General features: G+C 39.1%; 17 protein-coding genes and 1 pseudogene. 8 read left to right on the top strand and 10 right to left on the bottom strand.

Features of this window, described 5'->3' with window-relative positions; genetic code table 11:
* The first annotated feature begins 33 nt into the window (after positions 1-33).
* The gene (locus ABLB96_RS11800; protein WP_348897657.1) at positions 34-981 is read left to right on the top strand and encodes a transporter; all 948 of its coding nucleotides are present in this window, start codon (positions 34-36) and stop codon (positions 979-981) included.
* A 57-nt stretch (positions 982-1,038) separates the two neighbouring features.
* Here the strand turns inward: ABLB96_RS11800 and ABLB96_RS11795 are convergent.
* The 4 genes and pseudogenes from ABLB96_RS11795 to antA form a co-directional block, all read right to left on the bottom strand.
* Positions 1,039-2,098, bottom strand: a pseudogene (locus ABLB96_RS11795) (AraC family transcriptional regulator).
* A 449-nt stretch (positions 2,099-2,547) separates the two neighbouring features.
* Positions 2,548-3,582: an anthranilate 1,2-dioxygenase electron transfer component AntC gene (gene antC / locus ABLB96_RS11790; RefSeq protein ID WP_348897658.1), complete on the bottom strand. Its 1,035-nt coding sequence runs from the start codon at positions 3,580-3,582 to the stop codon at positions 2,548-2,550.
* 5 nt (positions 3,583-3,587) lie between these two features.
* Positions 3,588-4,079, bottom strand: a complete 492-nt coding sequence (antB, locus tag ABLB96_RS11785; protein ID WP_348897659.1) for an anthranilate 1,2-dioxygenase small subunit — start codon at positions 4,077-4,079, stop codon at positions 3,588-3,590.
* Positions 4,080-4,081: 2 nt separating this feature from the next.
* Positions 4,082-5,497: an anthranilate 1,2-dioxygenase large subunit gene (gene antA / locus ABLB96_RS11780; protein ID WP_019459119.1), complete on the bottom strand. Its 1,416-nt coding sequence runs from the start codon at positions 5,495-5,497 to the stop codon at positions 4,082-4,084.
* 220 nt (positions 5,498-5,717) lie between these two features.
* Here antA and ABLB96_RS11775 point away from each other — a divergent pair, with 220 nt between their 5' ends.
* From ABLB96_RS11775 to ABLB96_RS11760, 4 genes are all read left to right on the top strand, one after another.
* Positions 5,718-6,068, top strand: coding sequence for a LysR family transcriptional regulator (locus ABLB96_RS11775; protein ID WP_348897660.1), 351 nt, complete (start codon positions 5,718-5,720; stop codon positions 6,066-6,068).
* Positions 6,069-6,248: 180 nt separating this feature from the next.
* On the top strand, positions 6,249-7,034 hold the full coding sequence (modA, locus tag ABLB96_RS11770; protein ID WP_348897661.1) for a molybdate ABC transporter substrate-binding protein: 786 nt from the start codon (positions 6,249-6,251) through the stop codon (positions 7,032-7,034).
* Entirely contained in the window at positions 7,031-7,723 is a 693-nt protein-coding gene (gene modB, locus ABLB96_RS11765; RefSeq protein WP_348897662.1) for a molybdate ABC transporter permease subunit, read from the top strand. Before modA ends, modB begins: the two co-directional genes overlap by 4 nt.
* A gap of 4 nt (positions 7,724-7,727) precedes the next feature.
* Positions 7,728-8,348 carry an ATP-binding cassette domain-containing protein gene (locus tag ABLB96_RS11760; protein ID WP_348897663.1) on the top strand — a complete coding sequence of 207 codons (621 nt, stop codon included), beginning with the start codon at positions 7,728-7,730 and terminating at the stop codon, positions 8,346-8,348.
* Positions 8,349-8,394: 46 nt separating this feature from the next.
* On the opposite strand, the gene ABLB96_RS11755 is transcribed toward ABLB96_RS11760, so the two are convergent.
* Both ABLB96_RS11755 and ABLB96_RS11750 read right to left on the bottom strand, forming a co-directional pair.
* Complete coding sequence (locus ABLB96_RS11755) at positions 8,395-9,999, bottom strand: PepSY-associated TM helix domain-containing protein (protein WP_348897664.1); 1,605 nt, start codon at positions 9,997-9,999, stop codon at positions 8,395-8,397.
* On the bottom strand, positions 9,996-10,292 hold the full coding sequence (locus ABLB96_RS11750) for a hypothetical protein (RefSeq protein ID WP_348897665.1): 297 nt from the start codon (positions 10,290-10,292) through the stop codon (positions 9,996-9,998). Before ABLB96_RS11750 ends, ABLB96_RS11755 begins: the two co-directional genes overlap by 4 nt.
* Positions 10,293-10,704: 412 nt before the next feature.
* Here ABLB96_RS11750 and ABLB96_RS11745 point away from each other — a divergent pair, with 412 nt between their 5' ends.
* The gene (locus tag ABLB96_RS11745; RefSeq protein ID WP_348897666.1) at positions 10,705-11,439 is read left to right on the top strand and encodes a 4'-phosphopantetheinyl transferase superfamily protein; all 735 of its coding nucleotides are present in this window, start codon (positions 10,705-10,707) and stop codon (positions 11,437-11,439) included.
* A gap of 37 nt (positions 11,440-11,476) precedes the next feature.
* On the opposite strand, the gene entS is transcribed toward ABLB96_RS11745, so the two are convergent.
* From entS to fes, 4 genes are read right to left on the bottom strand one after another with little or no spacing between them, the layout of a single operon-like run.
* Positions 11,477-12,727, bottom strand: a complete 1,251-nt coding sequence (gene entS / locus ABLB96_RS11740) for an enterobactin transporter EntS (protein ID WP_348897667.1) — start codon at positions 12,725-12,727, stop codon at positions 11,477-11,479.
* Complete coding sequence (locus tag ABLB96_RS11735) at positions 12,724-19,875, bottom strand: amino acid adenylation domain-containing protein (protein WP_348897668.1); 7,152 nt, start codon at positions 19,873-19,875, stop codon at positions 12,724-12,726. The genes entS and ABLB96_RS11735 overlap by 4 nt, the downstream gene beginning before the upstream one ends.
* Positions 19,876-19,887: 12 nt before the next feature.
* A complete protein-coding gene (locus ABLB96_RS11730) occupies positions 19,888-20,103 on the bottom strand; it encodes an MbtH family protein (RefSeq protein WP_348897669.1) in 216 nt (71 codons plus the stop codon).
* A 29-nt stretch (positions 20,104-20,132) separates the two neighbouring features.
* A complete protein-coding gene (fes, locus tag ABLB96_RS11725) occupies positions 20,133-21,332 on the bottom strand; it encodes an enterochelin esterase (protein WP_348897670.1) in 1,200 nt (399 codons plus the stop codon).
* A 266-nt stretch (positions 21,333-21,598) separates the two neighbouring features.
* Here fes and ABLB96_RS11720 point away from each other — a divergent pair, with 266 nt between their 5' ends.
* A complete protein-coding gene (locus ABLB96_RS11720) occupies positions 21,599-22,369 on the top strand; it encodes an SDR family oxidoreductase (RefSeq protein ID WP_348897671.1) in 771 nt (256 codons plus the stop codon).
* A gap of 44 nt (positions 22,370-22,413) precedes the next feature.
* On the top strand, positions 22,414-23,637 hold the full coding sequence (locus ABLB96_RS11715) for an isochorismate synthase (RefSeq protein ID WP_348897672.1): 1,224 nt from the start codon (positions 22,414-22,416) through the stop codon (positions 23,635-23,637).
* Positions 23,638-23,646 lie beyond the last annotated feature (9 nt).

The raw sequence follows: 23,646 nt of genomic DNA, 5'->3' as shown, positions 1-23,646 counted from the left end.
TCCGGTCGTGATTTTTGTATAGGAAATAAGAAGATGAAAAGCACTTTAATTAAACATGGATTTTTAGCAGGGACATTGTTGGGTTTGCCGTTGGTTACACATGCCTATGATTTACCGACCGTAAACTTAGGTATGACCAGCTTTCTCGATGGTGGATTACCCGCAGGGCCCGGCTGGTATGCTCAAACTTACTTTCAAAATTACGATAGCAATAAACTAGTCGATGCCAATGGACAAAAATTAGGTTTACCTAAAACAGATTTAAATTATCAAGTATTGGTTGAACAGATTAGTTATTTATCGAATGTCCGAGTAAAAGATAAAGCCAGTCTAGGCATGAATTTTTTAATTCCTTTTGTCAGCAAAATGGACATGGATGATGGCTTGAATAATGCTGCCATTAAAGCCCAAAGTGGCTTTGGAGACATTATGATCGGACCTTTTATCCAGTTTGATCCAGTTATGGGTGCACAAGGGCCGAAGTTTGTACATCGTTTTGAGTTTCAGGTGAATTTACCTACTAGTGAATACAATCGGCAAAAAGATATTAACCCCAGTAATAACGCTGTTTCATTTGACCCTTATTGGGCTGCCACATATTGGTTTAATCCAAAATGGACAGCTTCAACACGTATCCATTATCTTTATAACTTTAAAAATGATGACCCAAGCTATACTTTTGCTGGAGCAAATGATATGCAAGCTGGGCAAGCAATTCATGCAAACTTTGCAACAGACTATGCCATTACCGAACAGTTCCGTTTGGGACTGAATGGTTATTGGCTAAAACAAGTGACAGATACCGAAGTCGATGGTGAAAAAGTCAAAGGCCGACGTGAGCAAGTCTGGGCGATTGGTCCGGGTGCGATGTATAGTTTTTCTAAAAATGATCACTTGGTTGCAAATGCTTATTTTGAGCAAGATGCCCAAAACCGTCCAGAGGGAACACGACTACAAGTTCGTTATGTCCATCATTTTTAAATCATAAAAAAAGCCTTTTATATCAATCAATATAAAAGGCTTTCGTCTATTTTAAACTTAAGAAAAAATTGAAGTAATTAAGCCTGAACCTTCACTTTGACCAGAACGGCGAGTAGAAGAAGGTAACTCACCATAACGGCGTTTATATTCTTGAGAAAAACGACCTAAGTGAGTAAATCCCCATTTAAATGCAACGTCAGTAACCGACAGATTTTCATTATGCATCAGCTCTAAATGAGCTTGTTCAAAGCGTAATTCTTTTAAATAAGACATCGGGGTGGTTCCCAAATAATTTTTTAAAACCAGTAAATAGAGTTCTTATGCTCACGCATGCATGTTCAGCTAAAATCTCGACATTAAGCGGCTCATGTAAATGTTCTTTAATATAGGCTTCTGTGCGCTTCACGAAATAAGGAGATACTGTTTTTTCTTTATGCTGATCTATTTTATGTAATGCGTTATTGGGTTGACCATAAATGAGGGCATTAAACAAATTTGACTCAAATTGTTTAAAGGCTAAAGGATGATGAAGCGGGTGTTGCTCGCATGCCAAAGCATCCATCAATGTTCTAACGAGCTGTAAAAAGTAGCTTCCACTTTGTGTAGCAAAGTCTAATTTTGGGTCGAAAACAAGTAAGTTATTTTCTGAATCGGCGATGTGTTGACGGCAATGGTAGGTAAAATCATCCTTTGAAACTTTTAGAATAAGCTGTGGCGAGTTCGCATGCCAGCGCATACGTAAAGATTGCTGAGGAGAAATAAGAGAAGCAACTTGAGAATAAGAAATAAACTTTTGTGAACCGAATTCGATTTCTGCGTAGCCTTGAGTTGGAATTTGAATTAAGTAAAAGCTATCAAGGTGATCTGGTTCAATAATGACATCCGCGCCATATTCCAAGCGACTAATAGACAGTGCGCCTGTTTTAACATGGTGCATGGTTGCACTGAAATCTCGCTTCTGCTGAGAGATTTTAAGATCATGCGGTTTAAAAATTTGGCCTACATTTCGGCAAGTTTCGCTTAAATCGTGGTGATCAAACACCAGATTATGATTGGTAAAGATAGACTCATTTTGAAAATGACGCCCACTGAGTTCTGGGGAGTTGGCTTGGTTCATATTTATCCCTTTTGGCTCACTCCTGTATTTACTTGTATTGCAAGAGCTTTAAAACTTCGCTGCACAGCAAGTAAATACGGCACTTAAAAAAATTAAGTTACTCGCAAATTACAATGAGATATAAGCAAAATACAGACCAATTTAACCGCTAATTAATATGATTTTCTCAAATTTTTACATCGGATTTTGTCCATCAATTTAGTAAATTCGAGAAATAGAATAGGGGGATATAAAAGGTGCTATAAGTTAATCTCATCATGATCTTATTCCTTAAGATCTATCAAAATTTATAGCAAATCCGAGTGAGCTGGTCAATTTATTTTGTCGGAATTTATTATTTTATATTATTGATATATAAAAACTTTTAATTTAAATGAAAAATTCAATATACCCCCTATAGAGTATATTGAATCATTTCAGGTTTTAGTGGTTTTTGAATTATTTATACTTCAACGTGATGTATTACTCTGTAAAAACTTCTCGCTGTAAATACGGTAGTTTTGCAAAGATTGTTCATCTAACCAATTTTTAACAGCTTCAATCATTGGCGGTGGACCACATAAATACATATCAAAAGCCTGCTCGGCCAATTGATCTTTATTTAAGTGCTCATGAATATAGCCGGCTTTACCTTGCCAAGCTTCGGTTGCCTTAGTCACAATCGGGTGATAACTAAAGTTTGGTAGCTGTTCAGAATAGGCCTGTAAACGCTGTTGTTCACACAAGTCAGTTTCATTATTTACGCCATAGTACAATTGAACTGCAGGTGAGTTAGGTTGCTCGACCAAGTTATCAAGCATTCCTAAAAATGCGGATAATCCTGTTCCACCTGCCACAAAAACCAGTGGTCGCTGTACTTCACGTAAATAGAAACTACCAAGTGGTGCTTCAATGAGTAGGGTTTGCCCAACCTGACAACGATCACGCAAGTAATTACTCATCACACCGTCTGGCAAGAGACGGATTAAGAATTGCAATTGATTGGTCGCATTTGGTCTATTTGCAAAAGAATAAGAACGCCAATCTTCAGTATCTGGAATTTGCAAACGAGCATATTGACCAGGTAAAAACTGAAGTTGTTCAGCATGACTGCTTGCATCAAGATGCAAAATTGCTGTTGTTTCAGAAACCAGCTCAACAGCGGTCACTTTGGTTTCAATTTTTAAAGTATCACCAGCGTTACAGATAGCAGAATCATGATCGAAATAAAAAGCTGCATCGGATTTCACACGTGTCTGGCAAGCTAACATTTTACGCTCAGCCAAATCACGCTCACTTAATGCATCTTCATCAACATATTCTTGTTCATAAATACCAGTTTCACACTGACCCTGACACGTACCACAAACACCTTCACGGCAGTCTAGCGGTAGGTTAATTCCTTGGCGAACTGCTGCATCAAGCAACAACTCGTCGTTATTTACCGAAATGAAAAAGGTTTTGCCATCGGCAAAGTTAAGTGCAACTGAATGTCCCATTTTCATTCCCCTTAAACGTGATAGAAGTCTAAAACGGAATCAATTTTGTCATTAAGCAAAATGCTGTGCTGACGACGAATACGGAAACTATCTGCTGTTTGGCGTAAAAGATAAGTAGCGTGTCCGTAAAAACAGCCTTCTAAACCTTGACGGTTATAAAGCGTTTGCCATGCAACTTTTGCTTCAATTAATCCATCATCCAATGTTTTAACTCGAATGTTATTCATGCTGTGTAACGTACGTGGTAACGGCGTTGCCGAAGCTGCCTTGCCAGTACGAATACGGAATACACGGTCTTCAAGTCCAGTACGGTCTGCATAATAAATATAAGACAAACCCTGATTTGGATCTTGAACATAGTTATGGTCATCAATCCACTGTGGAATATGATATTCACTATCTTCATCGTAAAGCTCTAGATAGGCATCCCAGTCATAAGCATCACAAAGCTCTGCCTTTTTGTACAAAAACTGAGATACAGCAAAATATAGTTCTTGTGACATGGTTACACCTCATCCATTACGGCATTGTTTTCAAAAGTAATATCCTGCATTTTCAAGGCTTTCTTATTTAAGCCATCGAGCATTAGACGTTGCCAGTGTCCATGTTGGTTTACATAGAGTCCTTCATGGGTAAACTCTCGGCCAGTAATGACGGGTTGAATGCCTAAATCTTGTGAGTTTTTGGTCGCGCCATATTCCCAAGACTGACAGCCACGAGAAATATCGCTCCAACGTTCAAGACGTGCTTGGAAACCTTTTTGCTGTTCACGGAATTCAACTAAATCGTCTGGTGTACCAAGGCCCGACACATTAAAGAAATCTTCAAACTGGCGAATACGGTTACGGCGTGCTTCAGCAGATTCACCTTTAACGCCAATACATTGACTAATGACTTCGGTTTTATTCCATGCCACAGGACGAACAATACGAAGCTGTGAACTAATCTGGTCCATAAAAAATAGGCTAGGGTACAAATTCAAGTTTCTTAAACGGTGCATTGCCCACTCAGCATATTTGTCGCCATATTTTTCGACCATATATGGCATAACTGTGCTGTATCCCGGACGAACAGTTGGGTTCGGCATGTCACTAAATAATACGCTATGACCATTTTTGAAGCTGAACCAGCCATCGTCAGTTTCTGAGTCACCGGCCCCTAACTTGCTATAGTCAAGCGTATCGAGTTCTTCACCTTTTGATGCATTGACTTGTTGGCGGTGTTGGACTGTAGAGACATAGTTATAGTGAACGGTACTGACATGATAACCATCTAAGCCATTTTCATTTTGTAGCTTCCAGTTACCTGCAAATGTATAAGATGACTTGCCTTGTAATACTTCGAGTTCGCCTGTTGGAGACTGGTTAACCATTAAATCAAGAAACAGTTTTGCATCGCCCAAAAAGTCTTCTAGAGAATCTGTTGCTTGAGTATCAAGGCTTACAAATACGAAACCACGATAGCTGGCAATACGGCCTTGTTTTAAGCCTCGGCTTGATTTATCAAAATCTTCACAATATTCACCAGGTGCTTTGACTTTCACCAAGCGACCATCTGACTTATAGCACCATGCGTGGAACGGACATGTAAAGGTTGACTGGTTGCCTTTAGCAACGCGTGTTAAGGTCGCTCCACGATGCTCACAAGCATTGACCATCGCGTGTAATTCGCCCTTACCATCACGGCTCACAATAATCGGTTGGCGACCAATTTGAACGGTTAGGAAATCATGATTGTTTGGAATCTCACTTTCGTGACATGCATAAATCCAAACCTTTTCAAAAATAAGTTCCATTTCCAAGTCAAACAGTTCAGGCTCGGTAAACATATTTCGTGCAATACGAAACACGCCATCGTTAGGACGGAAGTCGATACATCCATCTACAAAATCATTCCATTGTTTTAAATTAGATGAGGTCATTTGCTCAATCCTATTCATTCAGCTTTTAACTGATTGAACCGCGATTAGGCTTTGGCCTCTATCCGTTTTTTCCAGATCTTTATCCACTTTGTGCAGTTTTGATTTTTTTAATCGAACTCTTTTCAAGAAAGAGGAGAGATTTAAATTTGTATATGTCTTAGCTTGTTAAACTTCCCTATAATGTTAACGAGCATAAAATAAACTTTTGTGAACTAAGTCTATGAAAGAACAAAACTTAAAATTACAAATTAGAATTCTTTTAGAGCAGGACATTGCATTTGGTCCGGGTAAGGCAGACTTACTTGAAGCAATTGTGAGAACGGGTTCAATCTCACAAGCCGCAAAATCTATGAATATGAGCTATCGCCGTGCGTGGCAGTTGGTAGACACCATGAATCAGTGCTTTGAAACAGCTTTAGTTGAAACTCAAACAGGCGGAACACATGGAGGTGGGGCAGCCGTTACAGCTATAGGCCAAAAAGTTTTACAACACTATCGTCAAATGGAAATCAATGCTCGACAAGCCTTAGAACAGGAGTATCAAATCATGAGTAGCTATTTAAAGAAATAAGATGAGAAATACTTTATAAATTAAAGAATTTAAGCGCGAATCAGTTTTATCTACCAATAGTTTTCAGTTGCTCATAAAAAATATCCATCTTTATAAATAATTTCTACTTTTCATCGTCTATGCTTATCGCTATATTCTTGGGTATATATCGCTGCAAAAAACGACAAAAAGGTGAACATAATGGTAAGTGATACGAAGATAAAAAATTTGGCTTTAGCCTGTTCAGTCCTCAGCATAGGATTGGTCTTTAATGTTCCCGCTAAGGCTGAATCCGTTACCGTTTATGCAGCAGCGAGCTTAACGAATGCGATTAACGATTTAGAAAAAATTTATGAAAAACAAAATAAAGTAGAAGTTAAAACTTCATATGCAGGCTCATCGACATTAGCGAAACAAATTGAAGCTGGGGCACCGGCAGATATTTTTATTTCAGCAGATACCCAGTGGATGGATTATCTGCAAAATAAAAAATTAGTTGCAGCAAATGACCGTATAAATTTATTAGGCAACCGTCTGGTTCTAATTACCCCTAAAGGTCAGTCACTAAAAGTAAAACTAGATAAAACGACTGATCCCAATAAAGTATTTACAGGCAAGATTTGTACAGGGGATACCAAAAGTGTGCCTGTAGGCAAATATGCTAAACAAGCTTTTACTAACCTAGGTTGGTGGAGCCATATTGAGCCAAAGTTAGTTGAAACAGAAGATGTTCGAGCTGCATTAAACTTTGTTGCGCGTGGTGAATGTCAGGTTGGGATTGTCTATGCAACCGATGCAGCGATTAGCAAAGACGTGAAGCTAGCTGGCGTATTTCCAGAAAATATACATTCACCAATTATTTATCCTATAGGGATAATTAAAAAGAATCCGAGCTCAACAAAATTCTATCAATTTTTACAAAGCAATCAAGCCAAAACAGTCTTTAAAAAATATGGCTTTAGCGTATTGGCTTCAGTCAAGCCATGATGTTTTCTTTAACCCCAGAAGAGCTCAGCGTTCTGCAACTTTCTTGTAAGGTGGCAGCAAGTTGTCTTGTGGTCAGTATTATTCCTGCAATTTGTGTGGGATGGTTTTTGGCACGAAAAGAGTTCTGGGGTAAGTCATTCATTGAAACATTGGTGTTTTTACCTTTGGTGTTACCACCAGTTGTTCCTGGCTATTTGCTTTTACAAGTTTTTGGCAGTCGCGGCATTATTGGGCAATATTTGGCACCGCTCGGAATTGATTTTGCATTTAACTGGAAAGGCGCAGTTCTTGCTTCGGCAGTGATGGGTTTTCCGCTATTGGTGCAATCTATTCGTTTAGCAATTGAGGTGGTCGATCAGCGTTTAGAAATGGCAGCAAAGACATTAGGTGCCTCATCTTTAGGGGTATTTTTTCATGTCACTTTGCCTCTTGCCAGCAGTGGTATTTTAATTGGCGCTATTTTATGTTTTTGCCGTAGTTTAGGTGAGTTTGGTGCGACCATTACCTTTGTGGGTAATATTTCAAATGAAACGCGTACTTTGCCTTTGGCTATGTATAGCTTAATGCAACAGCCCGATACAGAAGCAGCTATTCAAAGGCTTATTGTTTTATCATTAAGTGTAGCTTTTTTAGCCTTATGGTTTGCACAGTGGTTTCATCGTTATCAAAAGAAGCGTTTAGGACGGTAAGGTTATGTTGATTGATTGCCGTTTTCAGCTACAGATGGGTCAATTTCATATTGAGCCTAGTTTCCAGTCAAATGCTTCTGTTATTGGGCTATTTGGTGTCTCTGGGTCAGGTAAAACATCAATTTTACATGCCATTGCAGGGCTGAACACTCCGCATAGTGGACTCATTAAAATACAGGATCAAACATGGTTTGATTCAGATCAAAACATTAACTTAAGTACTCAAAAGCGGCATGTTGGATTGGTTTTTCAAGATGCTCAGCTTTTTCCGCATAAAACGGTAAAGCAAAACTTATTATTTGGTCTTAAGCACCTGTCCCAACAAGAGCGTCACTTTGAAGCAGATTACATTATTGAATTATTAAAGTTAGGGCACTTATTACAACGTATGCCCATCAAACTTTCAGGTGGTGAAAAACAACGCGTAGCACTTGGTCGAGCATTGTTATATTCACCTAAGCTGTTACTACTTGATGAACCTTTATCCGCACTAGATGCAAACCATAAAGCTGAAATTATTCCTTTTTTTCAGAAAGTAAAAGAAGAAATAAAAATTCCAATGATTTATGTGAGTCATGATATTCAAGAAATTAAACAACTGACCGAAACAATGTGGATTTTATAATTTTTCATATTTCACACATTATTTCAGCCATATTGATTTATGGTTGTTAGCTAGCCCATAAACTGCCTGTTGGAGCAGATTTTCGGCGATCTTGGGCTTGTTGATAAAAACGCCAGAAAGCGAAAGCAAAAATGATAGCTAAGAAATCAACCACTAAGATTTCTCCGCCATGTACCCATAAGCCACTTTGAGGAATAAAGTAGGCTAAAAGGGATGTAAGCGGAATCGCAAATAACACTAAAACCAAGGTTAACAGCAGTTGTGGTAAAGCTTTTGCATAGCCAATCACAAAGGTATAAATCAAACTCAGTAGGAAAATCGCATAATAACCATACATAAAGATGTGATTCATGCTTTCAATGTTAAGCGCTGCGAAAAGCCAACGACTGGCCAACATTGTACCTACGACAGCTAAAACACACCCTAAACATGCACCTATCGTTAAGTTCGCAAGGAACACTACATCTTTACGTTGAACAGGAACAGGATCTTCAGCACGCTTTTGCTTACGTGCACGAGTTTCAACCCAAAGGATGTTCCCTGTGTAAAACAAGAAAGCGCCACCGACACCTAACACAAAATAAATCCAACGTACGCCCGTACCACCAAAACTGCCAAAATGTAGGCTAAACATGGCGTTGATTAACTTATTCCCTGCATCAGTCTGTGTGTTAATGCCTTTATGGTTAAAGTGCTCAACTGCATAGGGGTTCATACGCATAAAGTCTTGATTTGCTCCACGTAACATCTGATCTGCGCTATAGAGAGCAATACGTGCATTGGCTTTTTCAGGTTTGTCTAGGCCACTGAACTGAATATAGTCAACTGAATACTCAGGTGCTACTTTTTTAGCTTGAGCTAATATTTGCTGCACATCAATTTGTGTTTGTTTAGGTTGAATAAGCGCTGGGGGAGAACGCTGAAAAACAGGCTGTCCTTTGAGTGCAAGTTGTCCAATCGCATCATAAAAAAGGTCATGAAAAGCAAAGACAATAACGCTAATACTAATAATGATGTGAAACGGTAAACTGGTAATTCCAATCACATTATGCGCATCTAACCAAAAGCGCTTTTTATTTTTACCAGGACGGATGACAAAGTAATCCTTTACCAAAGTTGGTAAAAGAATAATCACTCCTGAAAGTAAAGCAAGAAAATATAAAATAGAAACCACGCCCATCACGTAAAGTCCTAATCCGTGATGACCTGCCATGCCCGGTATACCTGCTGTTTCATGTAACTGTTCGATGAGCCAGCCAGCTTTAGATAGGTTTTCTTGGGCAAGTATTAAATGACCTTTATGGTCTAAGCTTGCCATCCACGTAGTCTGAGTAGCATTAAAGCCATCGCCACTTTCATGTTCACTCCACGTAATAGGTGCATAGTGAAATTCATTGGATGATAAATTTAATGTGAAGTTCTTTTGCACAGCAGGATAGGCAGTCTGTACTTTTTGAATGAGTTCATTATATTGATCAGGTGAGACTTTCGGTAAAACTTGCTGTGTTGGCGTAGCCCACTTACTAATATGGTGCTGAAACATGCTGAGCCCACCAGCAAAGAAACAGATAAAAAGCAAAATCCCAGCACATACACCCACCCAAGTATGCATGCTTTTTGCTAATTTCATGATGTCTGAACGTACTTTCATGTTGAACCCCGTAAGACAAAAATACAGCTATACGCTAGGGCATTCGCAATCAATAAATAGATAAGCGCTTTTCGTCCAGTCGTAAAAAAATAACTGCCAAACATAATAGGCATCCAAACCCAAGGAACACTCCACATACCCACTTGCACCAATAAATCCATGGCGACATAAGGTTGGCCTAATAAAACAATCAAATTACCAATCGCGATAGAAAGACTTAGACCTAAAACACCACCTGCAAACGTTTTACTCCACCAGTCTGGCTGGATTGGAGACTGAATTTTAGCTTTCATGAAACCAGTTTCCGTTTAAAAAGCGCCATAAAAGGGAGGAAAGACCACGCAAAAATGATGAGCATGAACCAACAAAAAGCGGCAACCACTTTTGGTAAGCAAGCAAAAAGCGCAATCAATCCAATGCCTAATAGCACTAGACCCAAATACTTAAAGAAAGTAGGAAGATGTTGAGACAACAGATTTTGGTTGCTATGACTACAATAGATACTGACCGCTCCCAACAGGGTCAAAAGAAGTCCTATAAGTTTCATAATCGATGTTTATAAGTAAATTAAAGTCAAAATTTACCCAACAGTATAAGTAAATAATAATTATTATCAAATGATAAATATAATTATTTATGGTTTGTGGTAAGTAAGTTAAGATAGGAGATAACTCATTAAAAATATTTATTTTGAAGTCGAATACAGTGAGTCATTATCTATACATTCCTGAACAACTCAGTACATCAATTTATGAAATATCGAATCCTATTTTTTTTACATCAGAGCTATTTTGTTATGGGCTAGATTTATCGCAAACAACGCATTTGCATATAGACCAACAATTAGAGCATCCCCTAAAAATTGCTCAAGCGCGTGTCGAACGTAAAAATGAGTACTTATGTGGCAGAGTATTAGCTCAGGCAGTTTTAAATCATCATTTCGGTTTAGATCAGCCAATAACTTCTATGCATGAACCTTTGCCTATTTGGCCATCTCATGTTTTGGGTAGTATCAGTCATTCACAAAATAAGTTAATTGTTGCGCTATCTAATAATGCGGTTTATTTGGGAATTGATATTGAGCACTGGGTGACCTCAGAATTTGCTCAAGAGAGTGCACATCTCATTTTAACGCCATCTGAGTTTAATTTATGGAAAAATAGAGCCTGTGAATTTTTTGATTTTTCCCGTTATATGAGCTTAATTTTCTCTGTAAAAGAAAGTCTATATAAAGCGGTTTATCCCACTGCAACGCAATATATTGATTTCTTAGAAGCCTCTATCGTTGATATTAATTTAAAAAATCAGACATTAACGCTAAGTTTTTTGCCAGAAATTCAACAGCGCTATCAACTCTTAGAACAATATCAAGGTGGTTGGACTGTAGAGCAAGACCATATTATGACTTGGGTTTTCAAGCACCAAATTTTGCTTAAATAAAAAGAAGGCAACGAATTGCCTTCTTTTTATTTAGGGTTTAATTTTCTTGTAACTTAGGATCTTGGAAGCCTGTTTCACGCATATCTTGAGAGTTGAATAGGAACATAAATCCTACTGCAAAGCTTAGTATGCCAAAGAAGAGGATACTTCCTGATATTGGTAAAAACCGAGTTAAGAGCCCCAAAGTTGTGGTGGCAATCGAATCGCCTAATGCATCTTGTGCGAGCCAGATTGCATTAATACGCCCTAGATATTCATCAGGTGTATGTCCTTGTACAATGCTGTATTGAAGCAAGTTGGCAATCGACATCAAATATCCGAAAACACATAAAATGGGTAAAGTCACGATGAGCCAAGGTGAAAGTCCAATCATAATCATGCAGCTAAAAACACCTAAGCATGTATAGAGCATGATTAAGCCGGGTCGAAGTAACCGTGTTGTCCATCCACTCAATAAGGCGCCTAAAGTCGAGCCTAACGGAACGGCCGAATACATAAGTCCGAGTTCAAATGCGCCGCCGTGAAAAATTTCATCTGCCATTTGCGGAAAAATAATGCGAATAGCACTGCTAAAACTGAGCAATGTTCCAATTAAAATGGTGCTACCGACTACTTTATTTTTAAAAACAAATTTAAACCCTTGAGCCAATTGGCGAAGAGGACTTTCGCCATTTGATGAATGTTGCGGTTTAAGTGCAGGTAGGCCCATTAATAAAAACACAGTGAGTAAAGTACCCACCGTTGATACCCAATACACAGTTGCTACCCCACTAACCGCAATTAAAATACCGCCAATTGCTGGTGAAATAACGGTTGCAAGCCGTACGGATACCATACTGATCGCACGGGCTTGTACAATATTCTCGCGCCCTACAATCACAGGCATAATCGCCATCATTGCGGTTACGCCTAGTGCACCAAAGAAACCATCCCATGCTGAAAGAAAGTAAATGGCATAAAGCGAAGGATGCTCAAACATGGCATTAATCGCGAGGCCAGCAAAGCCTAAGCCACATACACCACGTGCCAATAAAATCAGCCATTTTCGGTCTTTGCGATCTGAGAGCAAACCACCAAGCAATAAACCAATAAACATGGCTATGCCTTCAAAGGCCATTGCGACGGCAACATTTAACGAACTACCCGTAATGTCATAGACCTGTTTTGGAATAGCCACGACCAACATGCCAATGGTTAACAATGACAATGTGCGGGCAATAAATACATGTCGGAAATGAGCATTACGTTTTAAAAGACTAAAATCGGTCAATATAGATTTGAAGCTCATGGCGTGTGCTCCTCTAAACCGCGTGCCTGACAAATCATGCGGTTTAAAATTGGACCGAGTTTTTCAAGTTGCTGTGGAGACAATATATCGGTATGGTCTGCTTCACTCAGTCGAACAATATTGAGTTTTTTAACTAAAGGTGACCATTGTTGTTCTGGTTGGATATACGGCAGCAAGTCTTTTTCAGCGACAACTAAGTGTAGTTCACCATCAAAGTTTGGCATCTTATACGGTTTTAATAAACGGACGGCATCTCGATAGTTTGCAAAAATATCCTCTTGTAAACGACGGGTTTCTTCATTTAATGCCGTATCTGCATCGGCTAAAATATCATTGAAGAATTGAAGCTGTTCTTGTTCAGCTTCAGCATTCATTTCTTCTACCGACATATCTAACCACTGATGAATTTCAGCAGGGTAAGTGTCTAATAAGCCGAGATAATCAACTTTTTCACCTTGTTCAATTAACTTCGCTGCAACTGCATAAGCCACAGTACCGCCAAGTGAATAACCTAATAAAGTATAAGGTCCTGTCGGTTGTTGCTTACGAATAATCTCAAGTTGTTTTTCAACCAGCTCATCCATATCAGTACTATTTGCCAATAGGCCCTCAGGTCGAGGTGACTGCAAACCGATAATAGGTAAATCAGAATGTAGATAACGATTCAGTACCGTATATTGCCATGCCGAACCAGAACCCGGGTAGAAACAGAACAATGGATGCCCAGAGCCAGAACGGATGGGTAAAATAGGCTGCATGCCAGTTTGTTCAACTTCTGCCAAACGTTCTTGTGTAAGAAGTAAAGCCGCTAAACGTTGAATCGTGACATGACTCATCAACTGGCCAATTGGAATGGTCCGCTTAAATACTTTTCGGATTTCAATTGCAAGCTTCATCACCAAAATGGAATGTCCACCAATCGCAAAGAAATCTTCGTTAACACCAATATTTTGATCTGTATTTAAAACTTGCTGGAAAATACGTGTCAGTTCATGTTCAAAAGCAGTCGTGGCGTACTGTTTTTTTGTATTTGAAGAATCAAGCTGCGGTTGTGGCAGCGCTTTACGGTCCAGCTTACCATTATGACTTAATGGGAATTGCTCGACCAACATATAGTGTGTTGGCACCATATATGCAGGAAGCTGTTTCGCCAATTGTTTCTTTAACTTGTCGATGTCCACAGGTGCTGTTGTTTGCAAGTAAGCAACCAACTGAACATTAGTTTTATTTTGTTCAGAAGAAATAGGGTGTACAACCACATCAAAACCGCTGATTAAGCGTAATTGTTGTTCAATTTCACCCAGTTCAATACGTTGACCCCGTATCTTTAGCTGATCATCAGCACGGCCCACATATTGAATACTGCCGTCTGCATGCCAGCGAGCAATATCACCAGTGCGGTACATGCGTTGACCTGCTGTAAATGGGTTCGCCACAAAACGTGTTGCCGTTAAGTCTGCTCGATGTAAATAACCCATAGCCAATTGATGACCTGCTAAATAAAGCTCACCCTCCACTCCAACAGGAACAGGGCGTAAGTATTGATCTAAAATATAAAGCTGGGTATTCCAGACTGGATAGCCAATTGCAACGCTACTTTCTTCTGGGTGTAATCCCAGTGTTGCGTCCATATAACTCACATCTACCGCAGCTTCTGTTGGGCCATATAAGTTATGCAACTCACAGCTAAAGTGCTCGGTAAATGATTTTGCTAAAGCCGTTGGTAATGCCTCACCACTACAGAATATTCTGCGGATTGGCAAACTTTGGAGCTGAGCAGATGACAAAATTTCGGTGGCAGCATTTTCAAAAACAGCCAGCATTGAAGGTACAAAATGTAATGTCGTTATCTGATATTTTTGAATAAAGCTTAATAATTCCAATGGATCACGGTGTGCATCTACAGGTGCCATAACCAATCGTGCACCTACTAAGTATGACCAGAAAAATTCCCATACAGAGACATCAAAAGTGCATGGCGTTTTTTGCAAAATCGTATCGTTGGTTGACAGCGGATACTCTGATTGCATCCATAAAATGCGGTTCACAATGGCTTGGTGAGAAACCATGACGCCTTTTGGTTGGCCTGTTGTACCCGATGTATAGATTAAATATGCGGGATGCTGTGGCGTAATAACTGTCGTTTTATAGCTACTTAAATCAACCTCTGTTTCATCAAACAATTCATTAAAAGCAAAAGTGGTTATTGATGGATGAGCAATAGCAGCTAGATCTTTTTGTTCACCAATTACAAGTTTAGATTTGGCATCCTGCAACATAAATTTGATGCGTTCAGACGGATGTTGTAAATCAATAGGTAAATAAGCTGCACCTGCTTCAATCACCGCTAAAATAGCAATACTCAGTTTGACTGATCTTGGTAGGGCAACCGCAACAATATCTCCAGCCTGTACGCCCGCTCTTTGCAATTGCTGTGCTAAAGCACACACTTGCAAACGCACCTCAATGAAACTGAGCTGATGAGTTTCATCACTTAACGCCGTTTGTTCAGGCGTAATTCGAGCTTGTTCTCTGAGTAATTGCTGTAAAGTTGTTAGGGGAACTTCATGTTGGGTTTGATTAACTTTCTGGATTAAATCGCGTTCTTCGGCCAGTTGTAAGAGATAGTGACTAAGAGACGTCTCTGGTTCATTTAATGCAATTTCAATCAATTGAACCATTCGCTCTAAGAAATGCTCTGGTTGATCAATTACACCACGCTGTTCGAGTAATAGCTCAATTTGATGATCAGGGATAACTAACAAAGCAAGCGGGTAATGGCTATAACCACGATTTGTGAGTTTTGAAATCGCAGCATCACCAAGTTTTTGCTGTAAATACTGGTTATCAGGGTAGTTTTCTACGACTAACAAACTATCGAAAAGATTGCCTTGAGCCATCAATTGCTGAATTGCACCAAGACCTAAACCATCATGCTCTAAATGTTCAACATGTAATTGTTGTAACTGAGGTAGTTGTTCCCAAAGTGTTTGCTGCATGTTGAGCTTTACACGCACTGGAATCGTATTTAAAAACAATCCAATCTGCTGCTCTAAGCCATTGATAGGCGCTGAACGCCCAGAAACAGGCGTACCAAATACAATATCTTCACGATGAGCATAAATATTTAAAGTCATTGCCCAAATCATTTGCATGAAAACATTAAGCGTGATGCCTTGCTGACGTAATTTGTGTTGAAGTTTCGCGCCCAACTCAGCACTTAAACGATATGAGGTTTCTTGTACAGCTTGCTGGGGTTGATTAAATAGAATCAGTGGCTGTAAATCAGCTAAATCACGTTGCCAAATTACTTTTGATGTTTCATGGTCACGTCCAGATAAAGCTTTAATCACCGTTTCATAACTATGTTCAAGCACTGGCAGTGGTTGATTAGTTTGCTGATAGGCTTTAATAAAGTCTTGTAAAAATAGCGGAGTTGACCAACCATCTGTTAACAGATGATGCACCATAATCAATAATTCTGACTGTTCTGGAGCATGTTGAATTAAGGTTGCCCGAATTAAGCCATAGGGTTGGTCGAGGTGAATCGGTTGTTGCAATGCCTCTTGAATAGTCTGCTCAAGCAAATCGGGAGTGACCGAACAAAACTGAACTGGCCAAGCTTGAGTAGGATGTAAAGAATAGATAAAAACAGGTTCTTCAGCTAATTCACTATCAAAATGTCCACCTAATTGAGGATGACGTTTTAACACGGTAATCAACGCTTGCTGTAAACGTACTGGATCAATGTCTCCATTTAAACTAAGCCGAGTAAAGGCATTATAATTTGATTGATTTTCTACTTGAGACAAAAACAGCATGCCTTTTTGCAAAGGAAGCAAAGGTAAAATTGTGCTGTTTTTTCCATATTTTTCTTGGACTTTTTGTTCTAGGTCAGTTGAAAATAACGGTTTTGAAATAGCCGCTTGTTGTTCATCTAAACGGGTGAGTTGCGTTGCCATAGCAGCGACAGTTTTAAATTGGAATACATCGCTTGGTCTTAAGCTATAACCATGTTGGCGTAATTGAGTACAAAGCATAATGGCCGAAATACTATCGCCACCTGTCATAAAGAAGTCGTCATCAATCCCAATAGCGTCAAGCTTAAGAACAGATGCAGTAACTTGACATAACAACTGTTGCTTAGGCGTTTCGGCCATTCGGCTATGGGTGCGAATTTGAGACTTTGGTAGTGCTTTTTTATCGACTTTGCCACTTACATTTCGTGGAAATTCAGACATAACAGTTAGAGCAGATGGCACCATATATTCAGGTAAGTTTTGACGTAACTGACTTAAATATTGCTGACTTAATTGCCCACTGGTTTTTTCATCAAGCTCAATGTCTTTTACTACACAATAACCGAGCAAACGATGACTGTTATTAATCGGTTCTGCAATCACGACTGCACTTTCAACATTGGCTAAAATCGAAAGTGCATTTTCAACTTCACCAATCTCAACACGATAACCACGAATTTTAATCTGGTCATCACAGCGCCCCATAAATTCAAGTTTACCCGCACTATTCCAGCGGACTAAATCACCTGTACGATACATGCGTTGTCTATGTTCAAATGGATTCGCTACAAAGCGGGCAGCACTTAAGTCAGCGCGACCTAAATAACCATTGGCAAGACCAAAGCCAGAAATATAAAGCTCACCAATGACACCAGTTGAACATCGTTGCAAGTGGCGATCTAGTACATAGGCTTGTGTATTGCCAATAGGGTTACCAATCACAGGGCGAGCTGTCTGCTTTAATTCTGCTCGGAAAGTATCAACGGTATATTCTGTTGGGCCATATAAATTATGAGCAAAAAGCGCTGGCTGAGCATTGAGCTGTTGCCATAAAGCTAAAGGTGCAGCTTCACCACCAATCAAAATAAGACTTGGGTGATGCTGATTTTCAGCAAATAGGCCATTCGTCATCATTTGCGCACAAAAAGATGGTGGTAAATCAAGTGTATCGATTTGTCGTTGCTGAATTTCTTGCACTAAACCAAATGCATCACGACGCATGTTTTCATCAAAAATATGTAGCTCTTGGCCCCAGAGCATCCAGAAAACTTGTAACCAAGATGAGTCAAAAGAGAAAGAGTGGGTATGCGCTGCACGTAACGGACGGTCAGGGAAACGCTCATTTACAGCTTCCAATACGGGCCAGTAAATTGTTGGTTTATGAGACAAAATGAGGTTGAGTAAAGAACCATGTGTGTTCATTACCCCTTTAGGACGACCCGTACTTCCCGAGGTAAAAATTACATAAGCGACATCTTGGAAATCAAATTTACGATTTTCGGCAGGAATATCACTCACATCTTGCTTTCGAATTTGTGTTTGAACATCCTCATCATCAAGATATAACTGCTGAATATTTGGTGGTAATTGCTGTGCAAGTGCTTGTGTGGTTAATACAAATAATGGGTTGGCATCTTCACACATCATTTGCATACGATCGATTGGATAATCTAAATCAAGTGGTAAGAAGCTCGCACCAGAGTTTAGTACAGATAGCATCACCACAACTGAGTCAATTGAACGAGGAATAGCGCCTGCAATCACAGTTTGCTTTTTGGCTCCATTTTTTTGTAGAAAACGAGTCAGCTGATTCACGCGTACTGCAAGCCCAGCAAAACTAAGATGCTGAAGGTTTGTACGTTCACCACTCACAATGGCGGTACGTTCAGGAAACTTTCTCACTTGTTCATAAAAAATATCTAGAACATTATTATATTGTTCAGGGTGGCTAACACGTGGCCCAATTCCACTTTGAGTGAGAACAGCAAGCTCTTGCTGCGGTGTAATATTAAAACTATTCCATTGCTGCTCAGGTTCAATCAGTGCCTGTTCAAGCAATAATGTTAAACGCTGGCCATGCATAAAGAGCTCATCTTGCGTATAGCGCTCTGCATCTGCACGAAGTTCTATAATAAATTCTTGGTCTTGAACAATAAAAGAAAACTCAAAGTCATCGATTGGTCCTGTGGAAATATGATGTGTTTTGACCTTTTCACCATCTAACACTAGGTCTTGATCAAAAGCTTTATAGTTCAAAATAGGACCATACATTCGCTCATGAATATCGATACTATTTAAATCTCTTAAAATCTGTTCAGCATCATATTTTTGATGTGGACGAATGAGTTGTAGTTGAGCTTGTACATGCAGTGCTAAACTTGCCCAGCTGTCTTTTTCACTTACAGTGAACTTTACTGGTAAGACATTGACTGCGGGTAAAGTCGAGCGAATCGCTTTTGAACCTAAGCGACGCATAAATGGAATACCCACCACTAATTCAGCTTTTTCTGTCATTTTGTAAATATATTGTAATGACAATGACATCATCATGTCATTCAAACCTAGTTTTAGATTTGCAGCAATCTTTTGTATTTTCGCTAAAATTCCTGAAGAAAACCGAAGATGATGCTTAACAAATTGCGCCGTTGTTTTTGCTGCCAAGTGATGAGTACTTAAAGTAATAGGACTTGGTAAATCTTGGCAGTAGTCTTTCCAGAAATTTTGATCTTGTTTAAATTGATGACTGCTTTCATACGCTTGACGCTCTTGGATAACGTGCTGAACATTAATAAAAGGTGAAGGGCTAAGATCTTTTCCTACTTGTAATTGTTGGTATAAATCAACAATACGTTTAGTCAGGTTGATCATGCTAAAACCATCAAGCATGATGTGGTGATAACGTTGATACCAATAGACTTTGTCATGGGTAATAAATAACACCTGACGGTATAGGTGATTATCGGCTTCTTTGAGTGATTTAGCGCATAACCGATCGGTTGGCATCCAGTCCCATAAACGTTGCTGAGCTTTTTTAGGAGTTAAATGGCAAAAATCAAATTCTTCAATTTGAATCTGAACTTGATGATTAAGCTCTATAAAGGGATCTGATGGGTCAGATGAATAAGAGCCAATTACTGTATCAGCCTCATTTAAACCGATTTGAATAGCTTGTTTAAATAATAAAAGATCAACTGACTTAGGCAGTTCAAGACAGTGTGCAATGGTATATAGATCATTAATAGAACTTAAATGATCGGCTAGAAATATCCCCAATTGTGTAGAAGTCAGCTCAAAGCGTGTTGGTCCAGAAAGATCTTGGGTAAACTCATTATGTAATGCTTGATTCATGGCTATTCTCCTTTACGCTTGTTGAAAAGGATTAATGGTTAACCAATGCTTTTCGACATAAGCAATGCATGAAGAACGTGTATCTGGACCATACTGCACATCCCATCCAGAAGGAACAGGATGTTGTGCAGGCCATAAACTAAACTCACCCTGCGAATTTTTTAGAACTTGAAACGACAAATTTTCATTATCAAAGGGATTGATATAATTTTCCTGTAAGTTACTCATGATATTGTTATCCTTGATGAAACAAATGGTTATAGTGAAAGTGTTTGTTGCAATGCCTTAAGCAAGTCAGTACGCCAGTTCACGGCATCATGTCCGCCTTGAAAAATGTGGAAACTCACTTGATTGAATGATTGCAATTGTTGATAAAGCTGAAGGGCATCGTCCCGCATATCGGTTTCATACGTGCCGGCACTGATATAAATTTGAGTTGTTTTTGATAATTGATGAGATACGTTTTGAAGAAGTTCTAAAATATTACCTTTGTGTTTTTGCCCTAAACTACTGTTTGAAAAATCTGACCACCAATAAGATCCGGACTGTAAAATCAGAGAAGTAAAAATGTTTGGGAACAACAAGGCGCTATGTAAAGCGCATAATCCACCTAAACTTTGGCCACATAACGTAATGTCGGTTTTAGAAATAAAAGGATATTCTTTTAATAGTATTTCAATGAGTTCATCAACTAACGCCTGACTGAACACATCATGACAGCCGTAATCTTGTTGTCGTTGTTGACTATTTAAACTGTGAATAAAAACGTAAACTGCTGGACGAATCTCGTTTGAAATAGTCAAATTTTGAATTTCTGAAAGAATCGAAAGTTCTCTACTCCAGATTTGTCCATCAAGCAAAATAACTAATGGCAGATTTTCTTCTGCTGATTCACCACTAATAAAAATATCAACCAAGTAATCTTGTTGACATAAGTGACTTGTCCATTGAAATGTCTTAGTAATAGGGCAATCGTTTATTAACGATTTGCTTTTTTGGATTTGAATTTGGTTGATATATCGAGCTAGATGGCCCGTGTAAAACTGATACTGACTTAATGGGTCAATTTGAGCATTTTTTTTAAGCTGAGTTTGCCACCACTGGCGTCGAGTGGTACTACAGGTCGTGTTTGGAGCTTCATCTTTCGTGATAACTAAAACATAACTACCATACCACTCTAAAGGAAGTGCTATTTCAAAGAAGTACACATCCGTTCCAGCTATATGACTAAAACGATTCCACTTTTGATAAATAGAAGGGCTCTGTGAATAGATATCGATATAAACACAGATGCTTTCTTTAGGCTCAGGACTACGCCAAACAAAGGTACATAGCGCTTTATTTTTTTGTAGGCTCACCAGTGGACTGCCTATTTTTTTAACAGTATTCCACCAGACTTCACTCCCAATATTGAGTTGTTGAAATAGGGGATGTAAGGGTTGAGAAAATGGCTTCATTTTGAGTCCATCTCGACAAGAAAGCGGGCTAAAATTACCAAAATGATTCTCATTAGTAAATGAAAACAATTATCATTATAATCAATAAAAAAAGACTGATTTTATTAAAGTTATTAAAAATCAATTAAATAAGTCGAATTCTTGGTTAATAAATAACTTGATTTAGATTGTAATCTTATGTTTGATATTTATCGCACTTGATAATAATGATAATTATTTGCAATTATGTGGCGAAATTTACTATTTGAGTCAAACTGGAGTAAAACATGAGCTCTACCATCGTAGTCACTGGTGCTGCAAGAGGTATCGGAGCTGCTATTGCAAAACAATTATTGCAACAGGGGTATCAAGTTGTCGGTATCGACCGACAGGAAAATCCTGAACAATGGGAAATCAAACAAAAGCTAGAAGGCAGTGAAATCTTACGTTGGCAAGGTTTTCAGCAAGATATCACTGAAAAAGAATCAACCGAACTTTTGCTTAATCAGATTTTAAGGCAATACGATGTTACGGGGCTGGTGAATGTAGCAGGCGTATTAATTATGCGTTCAATGCTCGAGGCAAAAACAGAGGACTGGGAAACTCTTTTTGCGGTCAATGTCATGGCACCCATTGCGATTAGCCAACAACTTGCCAAACATTTTTGTGAAAAAAAGCAGGGAAGTATTGTCACGATTAGTTCAAATAGTTCCCGTATGCCACGTATACAACTTGGCATGTATGCCACTACAAAAGCAGCGTTGAGCCATTACTGCCGTAATCTTGCGCTTGAAATCGCACCTCATCAAGTCAGGCTTAATATTGTTTCACCAGGCTCTACCCTAACTCAAATGCAGCAACAGCTTTGGACAGATAATTCACCTCCGCCTGCGGTAATTGATGGAGATTTAAACCAATACCGCACGGGCATTCCACTTAGAAAACTTGCCCAACCTGAAGATATTGCAAACACAGTAAGTTTCTTACTTTCAGACCAAGCTTCACAAATTACGATGCAAGAAATTGTGGTTGATGGGGGAGCCACACTAGGCGTTTAAACATTCATTCATCACAACAAAATAATTTTATAAGGAGTTGCGAGATGTCGGTACAGCATCCGTATTTTATCCAACGAGAAAATTTTACTGAAAGTCACATCGCATTAGCACAAGAGGTTTTAGAGTGTAATCAAGAAGCTGGCTTTATTTTTACTACTCCTGAATACACCATCAATAGTCATCAGAAACTACGGGATATTTCTGTTCCACACCAAAGTCTTCTAAAAGACTGGCTACAAGAAGCCCGAGCTCAACTAGAGAAAGCTGTAGTAGAGGGCTATAAAGACGTCAAAATTATGGGCGGTTTACCATTTTGCTCGGCAGCAGATGTCAATTTAATGCTGATGCAAAATGCAAAAATCTATCAAAAAGTACTCTATGCACAATCTGATATTGATTTTGATACCTTAACTTTCAGAAAGGCTGATTATTTACCTTCAGGTGAACACTATCAACAGCAGGTTGAATATTTAGTACAACAAATGCAAGCCAAAAAACTCGATAAAGCCGTACTTGCTCGTATTTTACAAATTGAGTTTGATCAAAAGATTCCTGTCTCAGACGTGTTTTATAACTTGGCCAAGCATAATCCTGAAGGATATAACTATGCAGTCGCAAGGCATCCTCAAAGCGAAGGGTGGTTTGTGGGTGCAAGCCCCGAGCTTTTAATTGCCAAGCAAAACTCACATATCTGGAGTAAACCTGTTGCTGGCACATTGGCTCGTGATGACGATCCAACCTTAGATCAAAATAACGCTAGAGCATTACTTGCTTCACAAAAAGATCAACATGAGCATGCACTCGTCATCGAAATGATTGCCGATGAGCTCACACCTTTTTGCAAGCAATTACAAGTACCCAAGCAACCATCCCTCATTCGTACCAAACGCCTTTGGCACTTAGCATCACACATTACTGGCGAACTTAAGCAAGCCGATACGCATGTTTTCGACTTAATTGAACGCTTACACCCAACACCTGCAATTTGTGGTGAACCAAGTTCTGTCGCGAAAGATTTAATTCAACAACTTGAACCATTTAACCGTGAATTATTTGCTGGAACTATGGGCTGGGCAGATGAACAAGGTAATGGTGAATGGTCGGTAACTGTTCGCTGTGCCCGGATTTATCAGAATATTGCCCGTTTATTTGCCGGTGCAGGCATTGTGGAAGCTTCTCGTCCACAGGCTGAACATGCTGAAACCGCTGCAAAGTTTCGTACCGTACTGGATGGTCTACAGATTTCACCAGAACAATTACCACGATAAGGAATAAAT

The sequence above is a fragment of the Acinetobacter sp. XH1741 genome, from assembly GCF_041021895.1.
Taxonomy (GTDB): Bacteria; Pseudomonadota; Gammaproteobacteria; order Pseudomonadales; family Moraxellaceae; genus Acinetobacter.
The sequence above is the reverse complement of the archived record's forward strand: the minus strand, read 5'-3'. Positions and strand labels throughout refer to the sequence as shown.

Coding starts and splice junctions, on each gene's coding strand:
- ABLB96_RS11800 (WP_348897657.1), top strand. CDS start 34: ATGAAAAGCACTTTAATTAAACATGGATTTTTAGCAGGGACATTGTTG.
- antC (WP_348897658.1), bottom strand. CDS start 3,582: ATGAAAATGGGACATTCAGTTGCACTTAACTTTGCCGATGGCAAAACC.
- antB (WP_348897659.1), bottom strand. CDS start 4,079: ATGTCACAAGAACTATATTTTGCTGTATCTCAGTTTTTGTACAAAAAG.
- antA (WP_019459119.1), bottom strand. CDS start 5,497: ATGACCTCATCTAATTTAAAACAATGGAATGATTTTGTAGATGGATGT.
- ABLB96_RS11775 (WP_348897660.1), top strand. CDS start 5,718: ATGAAAGAACAAAACTTAAAATTACAAATTAGAATTCTTTTAGAGCAG.
- modA (WP_348897661.1), top strand. CDS start 6,249: ATGGTAAGTGATACGAAGATAAAAAATTTGGCTTTAGCCTGTTCAGTC.
- modB (WP_348897662.1), top strand. CDS start 7,031: ATGATGTTTTCTTTAACCCCAGAAGAGCTCAGCGTTCTGCAACTTTCT.
- ABLB96_RS11760 (WP_348897663.1), top strand. CDS start 7,728: ATGTTGATTGATTGCCGTTTTCAGCTACAGATGGGTCAATTTCATATT.
- ABLB96_RS11755 (WP_348897664.1), bottom strand. CDS start 9,999: ATGAAAGTACGTTCAGACATCATGAAATTAGCAAAAAGCATGCATACT.
- ABLB96_RS11750 (WP_348897665.1), bottom strand. CDS start 10,292: ATGAAAGCTAAAATTCAGTCTCCAATCCAGCCAGACTGGTGGAGTAAA.
- entS (WP_348897667.1), bottom strand. CDS start 12,727: ATGAGCTTCAAATCTATATTGACCGATTTTAGTCTTTTAAAACGTAAT.
- ABLB96_RS11735 (WP_348897668.1), bottom strand. CDS start 19,875: ATGAATCAAGCATTACATAATGAGTTTACCCAAGATCTTTCTGGACCA.
- ABLB96_RS11730 (WP_348897669.1), bottom strand. CDS start 20,103: ATGAGTAACTTACAGGAAAATTATATCAATCCCTTTGATAATGAAAAT.
- fes (WP_348897670.1), bottom strand. CDS start 21,332: ATGAAGCCATTTTCTCAACCCTTACATCCCCTATTTCAACAACTCAAT.
- ABLB96_RS11720 (WP_348897671.1), top strand. CDS start 21,599: ATGAGCTCTACCATCGTAGTCACTGGTGCTGCAAGAGGTATCGGAGCT.
- ABLB96_RS11715 (WP_348897672.1), top strand. CDS start 22,414: ATGTCGGTACAGCATCCGTATTTTATCCAACGAGAAAATTTTACTGAA.